This is a genomic window from Kitasatospora sp. NPDC101801 (assembly GCF_044766665.1).
Classification (GTDB): Bacteria; Actinomycetota; Actinomycetes; order Streptomycetales; family Streptomycetaceae; genus Kitasatospora.
The window spans coordinates 69,683-85,790 of sequence record NZ_JBIWML010000027.1 but is presented as its reverse complement, the minus strand read 5'-3'; the positions used below and the strand labels follow the sequence as shown (position 1 = coordinate 85,790).

Here is a 16,108-nt window from a genome sequence, read left to right as displayed (position 1 = left end):
CCCGGTAAGCCGCTCGACAGCGACGGGGCCAGGGGTGAGACTGGTCCGCGCCTCGACGGGCGACGAACGACCTGCGGTACCCCACGTGCCGCAGCCCGAGGAAGAGGAGCAGGAGTGGCTCGCCGCTCGTACGCCAGGTTCGGCAACGCCGACTACGGGATCTGGTACCGCTTCGCGGCCGCACTCGTGAAGCCGGTGACCACCGCCCTGGTGAAGCCGGACTGGCGCGGTTGGGAGCATCTGCCCGAGCGCGGCGGTTTCCTGGTGGTGGTGAACCACAACTCGCTGATCGACCCGGTGGTCTACGCGCACTGGCAGTACAACAGCGGTCGGCCGCCCCGGATGCTCGGCAAGGCCGGGCTGTTCTCGGTGCCGTTCATCGGCTTCATGCTGAAGAAGACCGGCCAGATCCCGGTGTTCCGCGAGTCCACCGACGCGGCCAAGGCGTTCCGTGCCGCGATCGCCGCCGTCGAGCAGGGGCAGTGCGTGCAGTTCTACCCCGAGGGCACCCTCACCCGGGACCCGGACGTCTGGCCGATGACCGGCAAGAGCGGCGCGGCGCGGGTCGCGCTGATGACCGGCGCGCCGGTCATCCCGGTCGCGCACTGGGGCGCCCACGAGATCATCCCGCCGTACGGCCGGGGCGGTAAGGGCAAGTTGAACCTGTTCCCCCGGCACAAGGTGACCGTGGCCGCCGGGCCGCCGGTGGACCTGACCCGGTACCAGGGGCAGGAGCTGACCGCCGAGGTGCTCCGGGACGCCACCGAGGACATCATGACCGCGATCACCGGGGTGCTCGCGGACATCCGCGGCGAGCAGCCGCCGGCCGAGCGCTACGACATGCGGAAGGCGGCCCAGCAACGGGCCGACCACCACGCCGCCAAGAAGGACCGCGCGGCGGGCCACCGGAACGACGAGGAGACCACCAAGTGACCCGCTGCGCCGTGTTCGGGACCGGGTCCTGGGGGACCGCCTTCGCGATGATCCTGGCCGACGCCGGCTGCGAGGTCACCCTGTGGGGCCGCCGCCAGGAGCTGGTGGACGCGATCAACGCCACCCACGTCAACCCGGACTACCTGCCTGACACCCGGCTGGCGGAGAGCGTCCGGGCCACCACCGGCCCCGCCGAGGCGCTGGCCGGGGCGGAGTTCGCGGTGCTCGCCGTGCCCTCCCAGACGCTCCGTCAGAACCTCGCCGCCTGGGCCCCGCTGCTGGGCCCCGAGACGGTGCTGGTCTCGCTGATGAAGGGCATCGAACTCGGCACCGCCAAGCGGATGTCCGAGGTGATCCAGGAGATCGCCGAGGTCGGCCCCGAGCGGGTCGCCGTGGTCAGCGGTCCCAACCTGGCCCTGGAGATCGCCAACAAGCAGCCCGCCGCGAGCGTGGTCGCCTGCACCGACGAGCTGGTCGCCAAGCGGCTCCAGACGGCCTGTCACACGCCGTACTTCCGCCCGTACACCAACACCGACGTGGTCGGCTGCGAGCTCGGCGGCGCGGTGAAGAACGTGATCGGCCTGGCGGTCGGGATGGCCGACGGGATGGGCCTGGGCGACAACACCAAGGCCACCCTGATGACCCGTGGGCTGGCCGAGATCACCCGGCTCGGCCTGACCCTGGGCGCCGACCCGCACACCTTCGCCGGGCTGGCCGGGATGGGCGACCTGGTGGCCACCTGCTCCTCGCCGCTCTCCCGCAACCACACCTTCGGCACCAACCTCGGCCGCGGCATGACGGTCGCCGAGACCGTCGCCGCCACCAGCCAGACCGCCGAGGGCGTCAAGTCCTGCGAGTCGGTGCTCGACCTGGCCCGCCGGCACGGGGTCGACATGCCGATCGTGGCGGCCGTGGTGGACGTGGTGCACCACGGCCGGCCCACCCAGGAAGTGCTGGCCGGGCTGATGGCCAGGTCGGCGAAGCCCGAACGCCACTGAACTCACCACCGCGCGGGTGACTTTCGCCGAAAGACCCGCACGGTAGTCTCGAACACGATATGAGCATCGAAAAGACCTCCCCCAACGCGGCCAAGCCGCGCGTTGCGATCGTCTTCGGCGGCCGCAGCTCCGAGCACGGCATCTCGGTCGTCACGGCCGGCAGTGTGCTCAGGGCGATCGACCGGAGCAAGTACGAGGTGCTGCCGATCGGCATCACCCATGAGGGCCGCTGGGCCCTGGTCGGCGACGAACCGTCCCGGATGGCCATCACCGAGGGGAAGCTCCCCGACGTCGACGCCGTCTCCGAATCCACCGAGGGCCAGGTCACGCTGCCCGGCAGCCCGGCCAGCCGCGAGGTGGTCTGGAGCGAGCCCGGCGCCACGCCGAAGGTGCTCGGCGAGGTCGACGTGGTGCTGCCGCTGCTGCACGGCCCGTGGGGCGAGGACGGCACCATCCAGGGCCTGCTGGAGCTCTCCGGCGTCCCGTACGTCGGCTCCGGCGTGCTGGCCAGCGCGGCCGGCATGGACAAGGAGTTCACCAAGCGGATCCTGGAGTCGCACGGCATCGGGGTCGGCCACTACACGGTGGTCCGCCCGCGCGAGTGGGAGACCGAGGCCGGCCGCACCGCCGCCCGGGAGCGGATCGCCGCGCTCGGCCTGCCGCTCTTCGTCAAGCCCTGCCGGGCCGGCTCCAGCATGGGCATCACCAAGGTCAAGGACCTGGTTGACCTGGACGCCGCGATCGACGAGGCCCGTCGGCACGACCCCAAGGTGATCGTCGAGCTGGGCGTGGAGGGCCGCGAGCTCGAGTGCGGCGTGCTGGAGTTCGAGGACGGCCCGCGGGCCAGCCTGCCGGCCGAGGTGCTGGTCGACGGGGACTACGAGTTCTACGACTTCGAGGCGAAGTACATCGACTCCTCCGAGGTGCAGATCCCGGCCCGGCTGACCGAGGCCGAGACGGCCGAGATCCGCCGGCAGGCGGTGCTCGCCTTCGACGCGCTCGGCTGCGAGGGCCTGGCCCGGGTCGACTTCTTCCTGCTCCCCGACGGCAGCTGGATGGTCAACGAGATCAACACCATGCCCGGCTTCACCCCCATCTCGGCCTACCCCAAGATGTGGGAGGCCACCGGCCTGCCCTACCCGGAGCTGATCGACCGCCTCCTCACGGCGGCCCTCGCCCGCTCCACGGGCCTGCGCTAGCCCTCCGGGCTCGGCTCTTGGCAGGTGCTCAGCCGGCTACGGAGTCAGGGGCTCGGGGAACTGCCTCAGCCGGCTACGGAGTCAGGGGCTCGGGGAACTGCCTCAGCCGTCTACGGTCCAGGGGCTCGGGGAACTGCGACGCCGGCCCTTGCAAGGTGATCGTCGCGTAGGTGGTCAGGGACTTTCGCAGTGACCCGAACGCCAGATCTCCTCGCAGTTCCCCGAGCCCCTGACCGTAGATGCTCGGGCGCCTGCCTACAGCGCAGCCCCGAGCCCCTGGACCTAGAGGCCCTCGGGGACGGTGGCCTTGATGGCGTCGGTCAGGGAGCTGAGCGGGTCGATGTAGTTGGGGTAGGCGCCCGGGGGGACGGTGACCTCGACGTAGGTCTTCCGCAGGGTGGTGACGAAACGGTAGCCGCCGTCGGGGTCACGGGTCATGCCCCACTGGACGTCGTTGACCTCGGGGGCGGAGGCCAGCGGGTCGTCGTTCAGGTAGTCGGGCCGGGCCAGCCCGCACCGGAGCACCGTCCGGGGCGAGCTGTCCCAGCCGGCGGTGTACGGCGAGGCGGGTGACGGGTCGTCACGGTGGTGGCCGAGCACCGAGCCGGGCAGGGCCCGGTCGAGTGCTTCGCAGAAGCCCGCCTCGGCCGCGCGGGGCGTCGGGGGAGTGACGTCGGCGGGCAGGCTCCAGCTCCAGCCGAGCAGACCGGTGCAGGTCAGCAGGACGGCGGGCGGGACACCCCAGCGGACGGCGGCGGGCAGGCTCCGGAGACGGGTCACCCCGCGATGGTAGCCAGGCCCTACAAGCGGACCACCGGGCAGGTCAGCGTCCGGGTGATGCCCTCGACCTGCTGGACCTGGGCGACCACCAGGCGGCCGAGGTCGTCGATGGTCTCGGCCTCGGCGCGCACGATCACGTCGTACGGCCCGGTGACGTCCTCGGCGGTGAGCACTCCGTCGATCTTGGCGATCGACTGGGCCACCGCGGTGGCCTTGCCCACCTCGGTCTGGATCAGGATGTATGCCTGTACCACGGGGGACCTCCAGCGGGGTGGGCTGATCGGCAGTCTGATCACCACGCTACCGCCCGGTGGGCCGGGTACGGGAGACCCCGGTACCGCCCGAGGGCGTACGCTGCGCGCGGGGGCGCGCAGGAGCGGCCTGGAGTCAGGTCAGTGAGAGAGGACGGCAGATGCAGGGGACCGTGGGCGAGCTCGGCGAGTTCGGACTCATCAGGGAGCTCACCGCCCGGCTGCCGCTCACCCCGGCCGTGGAGCTCGGGCCGGGTGACGACGCGGCCGTGGTGAAGACGCCCGACGGCCGGGTGGTGGCCAGTACCGACGTGTTGATCGAGGGCCGGCACTTCCGCCGGGACTGGTCCACCGCGTACGACGTCGGCCGCAAGTGCGCCGCGCAGAACCTGGCCGACATCGCCGCGATGGGGGCGGTGCCGACCGCGATCCTGCTCGGCCTGGTCACGCCGGGCGACCTGCCGACCACCTGGGCCACCGAGCTGATGGACGGCCTGCGGGACGAGTGCCAGGTGGCGGGGGCCACCGTGGTCGGCGGCGACGTGGTGCGCGGGGAGACCATCACGCTGGCCATCACCGCGCTCGGCGACCTGCAGGGCCGGGCCCCGGTGAAGCGCTCCGGCGCCCAGCTCGGCGACGTGGTCGCGGTGACCGGCTGGCTGGGCTGGTCCGCCGCCGGGCTGACCGTGCTGTCCCGGGGCTTCCGCTCGCCCCGGGCCTTCGTCGAGGCACACCGTCGTCCGGAGCCGCCGTACCACGCGGGCCCGGCCGGGGCCGACCTCGGCGCCACCTCGATGATCGACGTGAGCGACGGTCTGGTGGCCGACCTGGGCCATGTCGCGAAGGCCAGCGGGGTGGACATCGACCTGCGCGCGGCCGACTTCGACGTGCCTGCCCAGATGGCGGACATCGGCCAGGCGGTCGGGGTCGATCCGCTTGTATGGGTGCTGTCCGGTGGGGAGGACCACGCGATCGTGGCCACCTTCCCGAGCACCGTCCAGCTGCCCGCCCGATGGCGTGTGGTCGGCGAGGTGGTGCGCACGGCGAGCGCGGCCCGGGGTGGACAGGTCACCGTGGACGGCGCTCCGTGGGACCGGGCCGGCGGCTGGGATCACTTCGCTGCGGAGCAGTGACATCAACGCTTCGCTGCGGAGCAGTGACCTCAACGCTGTGCTGCGGAGCAGTGAGGCCGGAGCGCAGGATTTGAGCTGACGACAGGTCGGGCGGGTAGCCTGTCGCTGTCGGCATGTCCGGTCTGTCCGGGGTGTCCGGTTCGTATGAGAATCCATCAACTCGGGGGCCTGCGCTGCCCCAGGAGCGGGAGAGCACACCCCCATGAGAATCGGTGTCCTGACCAGCGGTGGAGACTGCCCCGGCCTCAACGCGGTGATCCGCTCGGTGGTCCATCGCGGCACGGACGTGCACGGCGACGAGATCATCGGGATCGAGGACGGCTTCCTCGGCCTGATCGAGGGCCGCACCCGGCCCGTCTCGCACGACGACGTGACCGGTCTGCTCACCCTGGGCGGCACCATCCTGGGCTCGGCCCGGGTGCAGCGGGAGCGGATCGACTGGGCGGTGGAGAACGCCGCCCTGCTGGCGAAGAACATCGGCATCGACGCGCTGATCGCGATCGGCGGCGAGGGCACCCTGACGGCCGCCAAGATGTTCAGCGACGCCGGGCTGCCGGTGGTCGGCGTACCGAAGACGATCGACAACGACATCGACGCCACCGACGTGACCTTCGGTTTCGACACCGCCGTGCACGTGGCCACCGAGGCGATCGACCGGCTGAAGACCACCGCCGAGTCGCACCAGCGGGTGATGGTGGTCGAGCTGATGGGACGGCACACCGGCTGGATCACGCTCACCGCCGGGATGGCCGGTGGCGCGCACGGGATCCTGATCCCGGAGAAGCCGTTCGACATCGAGGCGGTCGCCCGGATGATCGAGGAGCGCTTCCAGCGCGGCAAGAAGTTCGCCATCATCGCGGTCGCCGAGGGGGCCAGGCCGATGCCCGGCACGCTCCGCTTCGACCACGGCGCGGTCGACCAGTACGGTCACCAGACCTTCGGCGGGATCGGCACCCGGCTCGCGCACGAGCTGGAGGACCTGCTCGGCAAGGAGTCCAGGCCGGTCATCCTCGGGCACACCCAGCGCGGCGGCACGCCCACCGCGCGGGACCGGGTGCTGGCCACCCGGTTCGGCTGGCACGCCGTGGAGGCCGTGCACAAGGGCGCCTTCGGGCACTTCACCGCGTTGCGCGGCACCGAGATCGTGCTGGCCCCGGTGGCCGAGGCGGTCACCCGGCTGAAGACCGTGCCGCAGGACCGCTGGACGGAGTCCGAAGCCGTCCTCTGACGGATGTTCGATAGGTTGGCGGGCATGGTTGCTCCTCCTCGCGTACGCACGGTGGCCGGCTCGACGGCGCCTCCCGCAGTCCTCACCGTGGCCGGTTCGGACTCCGGGGGCGGCGCCGGCATCCAGGCCGATCTCAAGACGATGCTCGCGCTCGGTGTGCACGGCATGAGCGTGCTCACCGCCGTCACCGCGCAGAACTCGGTCGGGGTCCAGGGCTACTGGGAACTCCCGGCCGAGGCGGTCCGGGCCCAGTTCCGCAGCGTGGTCGACGACATCGGCGTGCAGGCCGTGAAGACCGGCATGCTCGCCTCGGTCGCCCTGGTGGAGACCGTCTCCGAGCTGCTCGCCGGGGTGGACGCGCCGGTGGTGGTCGACCCGGTCGGCGTCTCCAAGCACGGCGACGCGCTGTTGGCCGCCGAGGCGGTGGCCACCGTACGGGAGCGGCTGCTGCCGGTGGCCACCCTCGCCACGCCCAACCTGCACGAGGTGACCCAGCTCACCGGCATCGAGGTGACCGGCGAACGGGACATGGCGGCGGCCGCCGAGGCGCTGCTCGGCCACGGCCCGGCCTGGGTGCTGATCAAGGGCGGCCACCTGGAAGGGGAGGCCGCCGACCTGCTGGTCGGCGCCGACGGCTCGGCGCACTGGTACCGGGCGCCCCGGCACGACAACCGGCACACCCACGGCACCGGCTGCACCCTGGCCAGCGCGATCGCGTCCGAGCTCGCCAAGGGTGCGGCGATGCCGGCGGCGGTGGCGGCCGCGAAGGCGTACGTCACGGGCGCGATCGAGGGCGGCTTCGCGCTGGGCGCGGGCATCGGCCCGGTGGACCACGCCTGGCAGTGGCGCTGACCCGGTCCCGGAAACGACCGAAGGGCGGGCCCGGGGGCCCGCCCTTCAACCGGTACACGGCAAGGCAGTAAGACAGAAAGCCGACCCACCCGAGGGTGAATCGGCGATCTGGAGGACCGGCTAACCGGTCTGCGCGTCAGCGCGAGACCTTACCGGCCTTGATGCACGAGGTGCAGACGTTGAGCCGCTTCGGCGTCCGACCGACCGTCGCACGCACCGTCTGAATGTTGGGGTTCCAACGACGGGGAGTACGGCGGTGCGAGTGGGAGATGCTGTTGCCGAAGCCCGGCCCCTTGCCGCAGACGTCGCAGTTGGCAGCCACAGGAGTCACTCCAAGACTTCAGATCATTTACGTTCGAAAACCCCGGCTGAACCAACTCGGGCCACTCGCGTGGACCGGACCGCTTCAAGGGGTGAGCCCGGACTGTTCCGGGCAACCGGGAGAGCATACAACGCCGAATCCCGTTCAACGAAACTACCACGGCCCGGCCCTTGATCATCCCCTGCGGCCCTCCGGCCAGCACCGATCCCGACCCGGTCCGGATAACCTGCCAGCATCGCCCCTTGCCACCGCGTTCACCCGTGTCCCCGCCCGGGGTTCGGGTCGCGTTCACCCGGAGGAGAGACCTGGTGCTGGACACGCTCGACGCCACCACCGTCCGCACCTGGTGCCGCCTCGCCCTGACCGCGCTCGGCCAGGCCCGCGAGGAGATCGACGCCCTCAACGTCTACCCCGTGCCGGACGGTGACACCGGCACCAACCTCTACCTCACCGTGGAGTCGGCCGCCGAGGCGGTCGAGCAGTGCTTCGCGGAGCAGGGCGACCCCGGACTCGGCGCCGCGATGAGCGCGGGCGCCCGGGGTGCGCTGGTCGGTGCCCAGGGCAACTCCGGGGTGATCCTGGCCCAGTGGCTGCGCGGCCTGGCCGAGGCGCTCGCGCTCGGCGGCGAGCCCGCCGACCTGCGGAAGGGGCTGCTGCGGGCCGCCGAGTCCGCCTACCAGGCGGTCGCCGAACCGGTCGAGGGCACCCTGCTCACCGTCGCGGCCGCCGCCGCCCGGGCCGCCGCCCAGGGCGCGGGCTCGCTGGCCGAGGCCACCGACGCCGCCTACCGGGCCGCCCGGGAGGCGCTGCTGCGCACCCCCTCCCAGCTCGCCGTCCTCGCCGAGGCCGGGGTGGTGGACGCCGGCGGGCGCGGACTGGTCGCCATCCTCGGCACCCTCTCGGACGCCGTCACCGGCAAGACCCCGATGGGGCCGCTCCGGCAGGAGTTCGTCCGTGAGGTCCGCCCGGCCGGCTGCGAGGGGCACGAACGCCCGCCCGGCCCCGGCCACCCCGCCTTCGAGGTGATCTACCTGCTGGAAGCCCCCGACCGGAGCCTGCCGAGGCTCCGCGCCGAACTGGCCGGGCTCGGCGACTCGCTGGTGGTCGGCGGCGGCGACGGCCTGTGGAACGTGCACGTGCACGTGGACGACGCGGGCGCCGCCGTCGAGGCCGGGGTGCGGGCCGGCCGGCCGTTCCAGATCCGGATCACCCACTTCGCCGAGGCCGCCGCCCGGGCCGGCGAGCGGCGGGAGACCACCGTCGGCCGGGCCGTGCTCAGCGTGGTGACCGGCGCCGGCCTGGCCGAGCTCTGCCAACGGGCCGGCGCCCAGGTCCTGCACGCCGACCCGGACCGGCCGCCGGCCAGCGCCGAACTGGTCACCGCCGTCCGCCGCTGCGCCGCGCACGAGGTGGTCCTGCTGCTCAACGACCCCGAGCTGCGGGCCGCCGCCGGAGCCGCCGCCGACCAGCTCCGGCAGGACGGCGTACGGATCGCGGTGCTGCCCACCCGCTCGCCGGTGCAGGGCCTGGCCGCGCTCGCCGTGCACGAGCCCGCCCGCCGGTTCGACGAGGACGTGGTGGCGATGACCTCCGCCGCCGGGGCCACCCGGTACGCCGAACTCGCCGTCGCCGAGGGCGAGTCCTGGACCATGGCCGGGGTCTGCCAGGCCGGCGACGTGCTCGGCCTGATCGACGGCGACGTGGTGGTGATCGGCGCCGACCTGGTCGCCATCGGCGAGGAGCTGCTCGGCCGGATGCTGGCGGCCGGCGGTGAACTGGTCACCCTGGTGCTCGGCGAGGGCGCCCCCGCCGAGCTGGCCGACCGGCTGGTGGCGCACGCCCGCCGGCAGCGCCCCGAGGTGGACACCGTGGTCTACGACGGCCGCCAGGAGTCGGCCACCCTGCTGATCGGGGTCGAGTGACCCGGACTGTCGCCCTCGTGGTGTCCAATAGGTCCTGATGGGCGCTCTCGATGAATCTCTGACCAAGCTGGTCGGCGACCGCACCGCCAAGGTGCTGGCCGACAGCCTCAAGCTGCGCACGGTCGGCGACCTGCTGCACCACTACCCCCGGCGGTACGTGGAACGCGGCCAGCTCACCAGCCTGGACGACCTCGAGGTGGACGAGCACGTCACCGTGCTGGCCCGGATCGAGAAGGTCACCCTGATCCCGTTCAAGGCCCGCAAGGGCGACCGCCTCGAAGTGGTGGTCACCGACGGGCGCGGGCGGCTCAGCCTGGTCTTCTTCAACCAGGGCTGGCGGCAGAAGGACCTCCGCACCGGCTCCCAGGGCCTGTTCGCCGGAAAGGTCGGCGTCTTCAACGGCAAGCGCCAACTCGCTTCCCCGGACTACCAGTTGATCGACGCCGAGGACGGCACCCCGGAGGCGGACAAGTTCGCCGGCCGGCTGATCCCGGTCTACCCCGCGAGCGCCCAGATGCCCAGCTGGAAGCTCTCGCTCTGCGTCGAGGTGGCCCTCGACAAGCACCTCGCCGACGTCGGCGAGCCGCTCCCCGCCGAGCTGCGCGGGAAGCACGAGCTGATCCCGCTCCCCGAGGCCCTGGAGCTGATCCACCGCCCGCGCAACCAGGCCGACAAGGAGCGCGCCCAGGACCGCCTGCGCTGGGACGAGGCGTTCGTCCTCCAGGTCGCGCTGGCCCAGCGCCGGGCCGCCGACTCCGCCCTGCCCGCCGTCGCCCGCAAGCCCGTGCCGGACGGCCTGCTGGACGCCTTCGACGCCCGCCTCCCGTTCGAGCTGACGGACGGGCAGAAGACCGTCTCCGCCGAGATCTTCACCGACCTGGCCACCGAGCACCCGATGCACCGCCTGCTCCAGGGCGAGGTCGGCTCGGGCAAGACCCTGGTGGCGCTGCGGGCGATGCTGGCCGTGGTGGACGCGGGCGGGCAGGCGGTGCTGCTGGCGCCGACCGAGGTGCTCGCGCAGCAGCACCACCGGTCGATCGTCGAGATGATGGGCGACCTGGCCGAGGGCGGCATGCTGGGCGGCTCCGACCTGGGGACGAAGGTCGCGCTGCTGACCGGCTCGATGGGGACGGCCGCGCGGCGGCAGGCGATGCTCGACATGGCCTGCGGGGACGCCGGGATCGCGATCGGGACGCACGCGCTGATCGAGGACAAGGTGCAGTTCCAGGACCTCGGCCTGGTGGTGGTGGACGAGCAGCACCGGTTCGGCGTCGAGCAGCGGGACGCGCTGCGGGCCAAGGGCGAGCAGCCGCCGCACCTGCTGGTGATGACGGCCACGCCGATCCCGCGCACGGTCGCGATGACGGTCTTCGGCGACCTGGAGACCTCGGTGCTGGACCAGCTGCCGGCCGGGCGTTCGCCGATCTCCACCCACGTGGTGCCCGCCCTGGAGAAGCCCAACTTCCTGGCCCGGGCCTGGGAGCGGGTCCGCGAGGAGGTCGGCAAGGGCCACCAGGCGTACGTGGTCTGCCCCCGGATCGGCGACGAGCCGCCTGACGCGCCGGGGAAGAAGAAGCGCAAGGCGGCGGACGACCCGGAGGACCTCGGTGCCGCGAGCGACGAGAAGCGCCCGCCGCTGTCGGTGGTGGATACCGCCGAGATGCTCACCAAGGGCCCGCTGGCCGGGCTGCGGGTGGAGATCCTGCACGGGCGGCTGACGCCGGAGGCCAAGGACGACGTGATGCGGCGGTTCGCGGCCGGGCAGGTGGACGTGCTGGTCGCCACCACGGTGATCGAGGTCGGCGTGAACGTCCCCAACTCGACCGCGATGGTGATCATGGATGCCGACCGGTTCGGCGTCTCCCAGCTGCACCAGCTGCGCGGCCGGGTCGGCCGCGGCTCGGCCCCCGGGCTCTGCCTGCTGGTCAGCGACATGCCCGCGGCCGGCGCGGCCTGGGCCCGGCTGGACGCGGTGGCCGGCACCCTGGACGGCTTCGAGCTGTCCCGGATCGACCTGGAGCAGCGCCGGGAGGGCGACGTGCTCGGCCAGGCCCAGTCCGGGGTGAAGTCCTCGCTCAAGGTGCTCTCGGTGCTGGACGACGAGGAGGTCATCGCGACCGCCCGCGAGGAGGCCGCCCGGCTGGTCGCCGAGGACCCGACGCTGGCCGCCCACCCGGAGCTGCGGACGGCCCTGGAGAGCCTGCTCGACGAGGACCGCGCGGAGTACCTGGAGAAGGGGTAATTCCCCTTCTGCCAAGGGCCGTTGGGCCACGGAATTGTCAGTGGCGGAGGAGAGAATGTAGTTGTTCGGGACGCACCCCCAAGGTGCGCTCCCGGCACGACACCTGGGGGTTCCGCCTTGGCTTTCCGTCATCTCAACGAGCTTCCGCTGGGCGACAAGGTCTTCCGGATCGAGCTGGCCAGCGAGGACGACCGTGAGGTCACCCTCACCCTGACCGGCTGGCGCGAGGGCGCCGCCGCCACCCCGCTGGCCACCGGCAAGCTCCGGCTGCCGGTGGAGGACGTGGCCAACCTGCGGATCGCGCTGAACCGCGCGCTGCGGGCGATGGCCATCGTCGCCGACGTCTCCGAACCCATCCCCGACCGCGACGTGCTGCGCGAGCTCTACCCCGGACACGGCGCCCCCTGGGTGCCCCAGCACGAGGAGGAGCTGACCCGCCGGTTCCACGACGCCGACACGGTGGCCCGGATCGCCGCCCGCTTCGGCCGGACGCCGGACTCCGTCCGCACCAAGCTGCGCGAGCTCGGCCACGACCCGCGCAAGCCCGAGTACTGCCCGCCCGACGGCTGCCTGTCCTGGTCCCGCTACGCCTCGCCGAGCATCGTGGGCGCGGTCGAGTAGGAAGCCCCGGAGCCAGCGGCGCGGGCGTTCACCGACGGCGGTCGGTGGGCGCCCGCGCCGCTGTGCGTGCGCCCGGCGGCCGACCAGCGGATAGCGTGTGTCGGGTGCATCCAGGCAGGTGCGCCCAGGCAGCTGTATCCAGGAAGGGACCGCACTTCTCATGACCCGCGTGATCGCCGGGGTGGCCGGTGGCCGCCGTCTCTCCGTGCTGCCCGGCCGGACCACCCGCCCGACCTCCGACAAGGCGCGGGAGGCGATGTTCTCCACACTGGCCTCGCTGCGCGGCACCCTGCACGGGGCCCGGATGCTCGACCTGTTCGGCGGATCGGGAGCGGTCGGCCTGGAGGCGCTGTCCCGGGGCGCCGCGCACGTCCTGCTGGTCGAGGCCGACGCCGGCGCCGCGAAGGTGATCCGGGAGAACGTCAGGATCGTCGCCCTGCCGGGTGCCGAGGTGCGGGCCGACCGGGCCGAACGGGTGATCGCGGGACGGGCCCCGGAGACCCCGTACGACCTGGTCTTCCTGGACCCGCCGTACTCGGTCACCGACGACGAGGTGCGGGAGATGCTGGTCACACTCCTGGCCGGGGGCTGGCTCACGGTGGACGCACTCGTCACCGTGGAACGCAGCACCAGGGGCGGCGAGTTCGGCTGGCCCGAGGGCTTCGAGGCCGAGCGCTCCCGGCGGTACGGCGAGGGCACCCTCTGGTACGGTCGCGCCGCCAACGGACCTGCCGAAGACTCGTAGCAGCCCACCCATCAGGCCCCACAAGGGAGTCCATGTCATGCGCCGCGCCGTCTGCCCGGGTTCCTTCGACCCGATCACCAACGGACACCTCGACATCATCGAGCGTGCCTCCAAGCTGTACGACGTGGTCCATGTCGCGGTGGCGATCAACAAGAACAAGCAGGGCATGTTCACCGTCGAGGAGCGGATCGCGCTGATCGAGGAGACCACCGCCCAGTACGGCAACATCGTGGTCGAGTCGCACTACGGCCTGCTGGTGGACTTCTGCCGGGAGCGCGGCATCCCGGCGATCATCAAGGGCCTGCGGGCGGTCAGCGACTTCGACTACGAGCTGCAGATGGCCCAGATGAACCGCGGCCTGAGCGGCGTCGAGACGCTCTTCGTGCCGACCTCGCCGACCTACAGCTTCCTCTCCTCCACCCTGGTCAAGGAGGTCGCCTCGTACGGGGGCGACGTCTCGCACCTGCTGCCGGAGACGGTGAACCGCCGGCTGGTCGAGCGGATCGCCGAGCGGTCCGCGCAGTAGCACCCGAACAAATCGGATCAGGGCTGGCGAAGCGTCACATAGCGTCCCCCGCCCGGCCGAGCGGCTGGCCTCGGGCGTTGTGAGCTCCCCCCGCTCTGGACGTACAGTCTGTACTCCTGCCCGCAGGCGCCACGCCGAAGGGCACTGCCTCCGCCGCAGCTCGGCGGCACACGGAAAGACAGAAGCCCCCGTGGACGTGCAGAACAGACTTGACGCGATCGTCACGGCGGTGGAGAACGCCCGCTCGATGCCCATGTCGGCGTCCTGCGTGGTGAACCGGGCCGAGCTGGTCGGCCTGCTCCAGCAGCTCCGTGAGGCGCTGCCCGCCGAACTCGCCCAGGCCCAGTCGGTGATGGCCGACCACGAGCAGGTGGTCGCGGACGCCCAGGCCCAGGCGGACCAGATCATCCAGGGTGCGCACAGCGAGCGCGGCTCGCTGATCTCCGACACCGAGGTGGTGCTGCGCGCCCAGGCCGAGGCCGACCGGATCCTCGGCGAGGCCAAGGCCGAGGTGCAGACCAAGCTGGCCGAGGCGGACGACTACGTCGACTCGAAGCTGGCCAACTTCGAGGTGGTGCTCACCAAGACGCTCGGCGCGGTCGGCCGCGGCCGGACCAAGCTGCGCGGCGACGCCAGCGTCTTCGAGCAGCCCTACGACGAGGACGCGACCGACGGCGAGGAGTTCCGCTCCCGGGTCAGCCCGAGCCCCGAGGTCGACGAGTACGTCGATGTGAAGCTCGCCACCCTGGAGACGGTGCTCAGCAAGACGCTGGAGGCGGTCGGCAAGGGCCGGGACAAGCTGCTCGGCAAGGCCTCGATCGACGAGCTGGGTGCCTACCTGGCCGCCGCCGACGAGGCCCAGCAGCTCAAGGACCGGGCCGAGGCGGTCGCAGCCGGCTTCTCGGACGGCGGCTTCGACCCGAGCGGTGGCGGCGGCTTCGACGCCAACGGCGAGGAGCAGCCCTGGTACCGGGCCGAGGTCCCGCAGCAGCAGAGCTGGCCCGAGCCCACCCCGGCGGCGGCCGGCTGGCAGGCCCCGGAGGCCGACCAGTACGCCGCCCCGCAGTACACCGAGGTCTACGGCGGCGGCTACGACCCGGCCGGCCAGCCGCAGACCGACCCGTACGGCTACCCGCAGCAGCCACAGCCCAGCTACGGCGGCCAGGGCTTCGACACCCAGGGCTTCGACGCCTACGGCTACCAGCAGCAGCAGCCGGTCTACCAGGAGCAGCAGCAGCCGCAGGAGCAGCAGGCGTACGACGCCTACGGCTACCCGCAGCAGGCCGCCCAGGTGCCGCAGCAGGCCGCACTGGACGAGACCAGCTTCTTCGACACCAGCATGATCGACATGACCCGGCTGCGGGAGCTCGGCGGCCGGTGAGACCGGCCGAAGTTGGGCCAGGCCGGAGTGTCCGGTAGTCTGACCACTCCGGCCTGTCCGTTGCTGGGCTGTTCTGCTGCCTCGACGCAGCCGGATCGAACCAAATCCGCGCCATGCAGGGATGCGTGCCGCCTCCAGGAAGTCAGGACACCTTGAACCGCCTCGACCACCGCGACCCGCTCGTGTTCGACACGCATGAGCTCGGCCGTCGCCCGGGATCGTTGCGCAAGATCGTCCGGACCGTGGAGGCCCCGGAGGGCCTGGGCATCATCGATGTCATCGCCGTCCCGGTGAAGAGCGAGATCGAGATCGAGCTCCGGCAGGAGTCCGTGGTCGAGGGCGTGCTGGTGACCGGTCGCGCCCGGGCCGCGGTCGAGGGTGAGTGCGTGCGCTGCCTGGAGCCGGTCGAGGACCGCCTCCGGGTCGAGTTCCAGGAGCTCTACTACTACCCGGAGTCCGACGAGCGCACCCGCGCCCGGACCACCGGGGCCGACGACCTCGACGAGGAGTCGGACGACGAGACTTACCGTCTGGAGGGCGATTTCTTCGACCTCCGGCCGGTGCTGCGTGACGCGGTGGTGCTCGCACTGCCGCTGCAGCCGGTGTGCCAGGAAGACTGCCTGGGCCTGTGCTCCGAATGCGGAGCGCGCCTGAGCGACGACCCGGACCACCACCACGATGCCGCCGACCCCCGGTGGGCGGCTCTGCAGGGACTCTCCGCCGCCCCCGGCGACGAGGGTGACGGAATCAAGAACAGCGACACCCGTGAGGGTGGAGCCGAGAACCAGGAGAAGTAGCCGTGGCTGTTCCGAAGCGGAAGATGTCGCGCAGCAACACGCGCCACCGTCGGTCCAACTGGAAGGCCGTTGTTCCGGCCCTGGTGGCGTGTGACCGCTGCCACGAGCCGAAGCTGGGTCACATCGCGTGCCCGAGCTGCGGCACGTACAACCGTCGCCAGGTCCTCTCGGTCTGATC

Annotated in this window: 17 protein-coding genes; 14 read left to right on the top strand and 3 right to left on the bottom strand. The window is 72.0% G+C overall.

What is annotated here, in order from left to right:
- Positions 1-114: 114 nt before the first annotated feature.
- Genes ACIRPK_RS25510 through ACIRPK_RS25500 form a run of 3 tightly spaced genes read left to right on the top strand, consistent with a single transcriptional unit; the run spans position 115 to position 3,130 of the window.
- Positions 115-933: a lysophospholipid acyltransferase family protein gene (locus tag ACIRPK_RS25510; protein WP_403042066.1), complete on the top strand. Its 819-nt coding sequence runs from the start codon at positions 115-117 to the stop codon at positions 931-933.
- Positions 930-1,931 (top strand): NAD(P)H-dependent glycerol-3-phosphate dehydrogenase, encoded by a 1,002-nt coding sequence (locus tag ACIRPK_RS25505; RefSeq protein WP_403042063.1) that lies wholly within the window; start codon positions 930-932, stop codon positions 1,929-1,931. Before ACIRPK_RS25510 ends, ACIRPK_RS25505 begins: the two co-directional genes overlap by 4 nt.
- 59 nt (positions 1,932-1,990) lie before the next feature.
- Positions 1,991-3,130 (top strand): D-alanine--D-alanine ligase family protein, encoded by a 1,140-nt coding sequence (locus tag ACIRPK_RS25500; RefSeq protein ID WP_403042061.1) that lies wholly within the window; start codon positions 1,991-1,993, stop codon positions 3,128-3,130.
- Positions 3,131-3,412: 282 nt separating this feature from the next.
- Here ACIRPK_RS25500 and ACIRPK_RS25495 read toward each other — a convergent pair whose 3' ends face one another.
- Entirely contained in the window at positions 3,413-3,910 is a 498-nt protein-coding gene (locus ACIRPK_RS25495; protein WP_403042058.1) for a DUF3515 domain-containing protein, read from the bottom strand.
- Positions 3,911-3,930: 20 nt separating this feature from the next.
- Positions 3,931-4,164, bottom strand: coding sequence for an Lrp/AsnC family transcriptional regulator (locus ACIRPK_RS25490; protein WP_057232247.1), 234 nt, complete (start codon positions 4,162-4,164; stop codon positions 3,931-3,933).
- Positions 4,165-4,322: 158 nt separating this feature from the next.
- Between ACIRPK_RS25490 and ACIRPK_RS25485 the strand changes: the two genes are divergently transcribed.
- The 3 genes from ACIRPK_RS25485 to thiD all read left to right on the top strand — a co-directional run bounded on the left by ACIRPK_RS25485 (position 4,323) and on the right by thiD (position 7,374).
- Complete coding sequence (locus tag ACIRPK_RS25485) at positions 4,323-5,294, top strand: thiamine-phosphate kinase (protein ID WP_403042054.1); 972 nt, start codon at positions 4,323-4,325, stop codon at positions 5,292-5,294.
- Positions 5,295-5,496: 202 nt separating this feature from the next.
- Positions 5,497-6,522 carry a 6-phosphofructokinase gene (locus tag ACIRPK_RS25480; RefSeq protein WP_403042052.1) on the top strand — a complete coding sequence of 342 codons (1,026 nt, stop codon included), beginning with the start codon at positions 5,497-5,499 and terminating at the stop codon, positions 6,520-6,522.
- Between the two features lie 24 nt (positions 6,523-6,546).
- On the top strand, positions 6,547-7,374 hold the full coding sequence (gene thiD, locus ACIRPK_RS25475) for a bifunctional hydroxymethylpyrimidine kinase/phosphomethylpyrimidine kinase (protein ID WP_403042049.1): 828 nt from the start codon (positions 6,547-6,549) through the stop codon (positions 7,372-7,374).
- 136 nt (positions 7,375-7,510) lie between these two features.
- On the opposite strand, the gene rpmB is transcribed toward thiD, so the two are convergent.
- Positions 7,511-7,696, bottom strand: coding sequence for a 50S ribosomal protein L28 (rpmB, locus tag ACIRPK_RS25470; protein WP_082598345.1), 186 nt, complete (start codon positions 7,694-7,696; stop codon positions 7,511-7,513).
- 308 nt (positions 7,697-8,004) lie between these two features.
- Here rpmB and ACIRPK_RS25465 point away from each other — a divergent pair, with 308 nt between their 5' ends.
- From ACIRPK_RS25465 to rpmF, 8 genes are all read left to right on the top strand, one after another.
- A complete protein-coding gene (locus ACIRPK_RS25465; protein WP_403042047.1) occupies positions 8,005-9,618 on the top strand; it encodes a DAK2 domain-containing protein in 1,614 nt (537 codons plus the stop codon).
- Between the two features lie 37 nt (positions 9,619-9,655).
- The gene (gene recG / locus ACIRPK_RS25460; RefSeq protein ID WP_403042044.1) at positions 9,656-11,860 is read left to right on the top strand and encodes an ATP-dependent DNA helicase RecG; all 2,205 of its coding nucleotides are present in this window, start codon (positions 9,656-9,658) and stop codon (positions 11,858-11,860) included.
- A 117-nt stretch (positions 11,861-11,977) separates the two neighbouring features.
- Complete coding sequence (locus ACIRPK_RS25455) at positions 11,978-12,481, top strand: hypothetical protein (RefSeq protein ID WP_403042042.1); 504 nt, start codon at positions 11,978-11,980, stop codon at positions 12,479-12,481.
- Positions 12,482-12,641: 160 nt separating this feature from the next.
- On the top strand, positions 12,642-13,226 hold the full coding sequence (gene rsmD, locus ACIRPK_RS25450; RefSeq protein ID WP_403042040.1) for a 16S rRNA (guanine(966)-N(2))-methyltransferase RsmD: 585 nt from the start codon (positions 12,642-12,644) through the stop codon (positions 13,224-13,226).
- Between the two features lie 37 nt (positions 13,227-13,263).
- Entirely contained in the window at positions 13,264-13,752 is a 489-nt protein-coding gene (coaD, locus tag ACIRPK_RS25445) for a pantetheine-phosphate adenylyltransferase (RefSeq protein WP_403042038.1), read from the top strand.
- Positions 13,753-13,948: 196 nt separating this feature from the next.
- Positions 13,949-15,133, top strand: a complete 1,185-nt coding sequence (locus ACIRPK_RS25440; protein ID WP_403042036.1) for a cell division initiation protein — start codon at positions 13,949-13,951, stop codon at positions 15,131-15,133.
- 113 nt (positions 15,134-15,246) lie between these two features.
- Complete coding sequence (locus ACIRPK_RS25435; protein WP_403042033.1) at positions 15,247-15,930, top strand: YceD family protein; 684 nt, start codon at positions 15,247-15,249, stop codon at positions 15,928-15,930.
- A gap of 2 nt (positions 15,931-15,932) precedes the next feature.
- Positions 15,933-16,106 (top strand): 50S ribosomal protein L32, encoded by a 174-nt coding sequence (gene rpmF / locus ACIRPK_RS25430; RefSeq protein ID WP_030056747.1) that lies wholly within the window; start codon positions 15,933-15,935, stop codon positions 16,104-16,106.
- Positions 16,107-16,108: the final 2 nt, after the last annotated feature.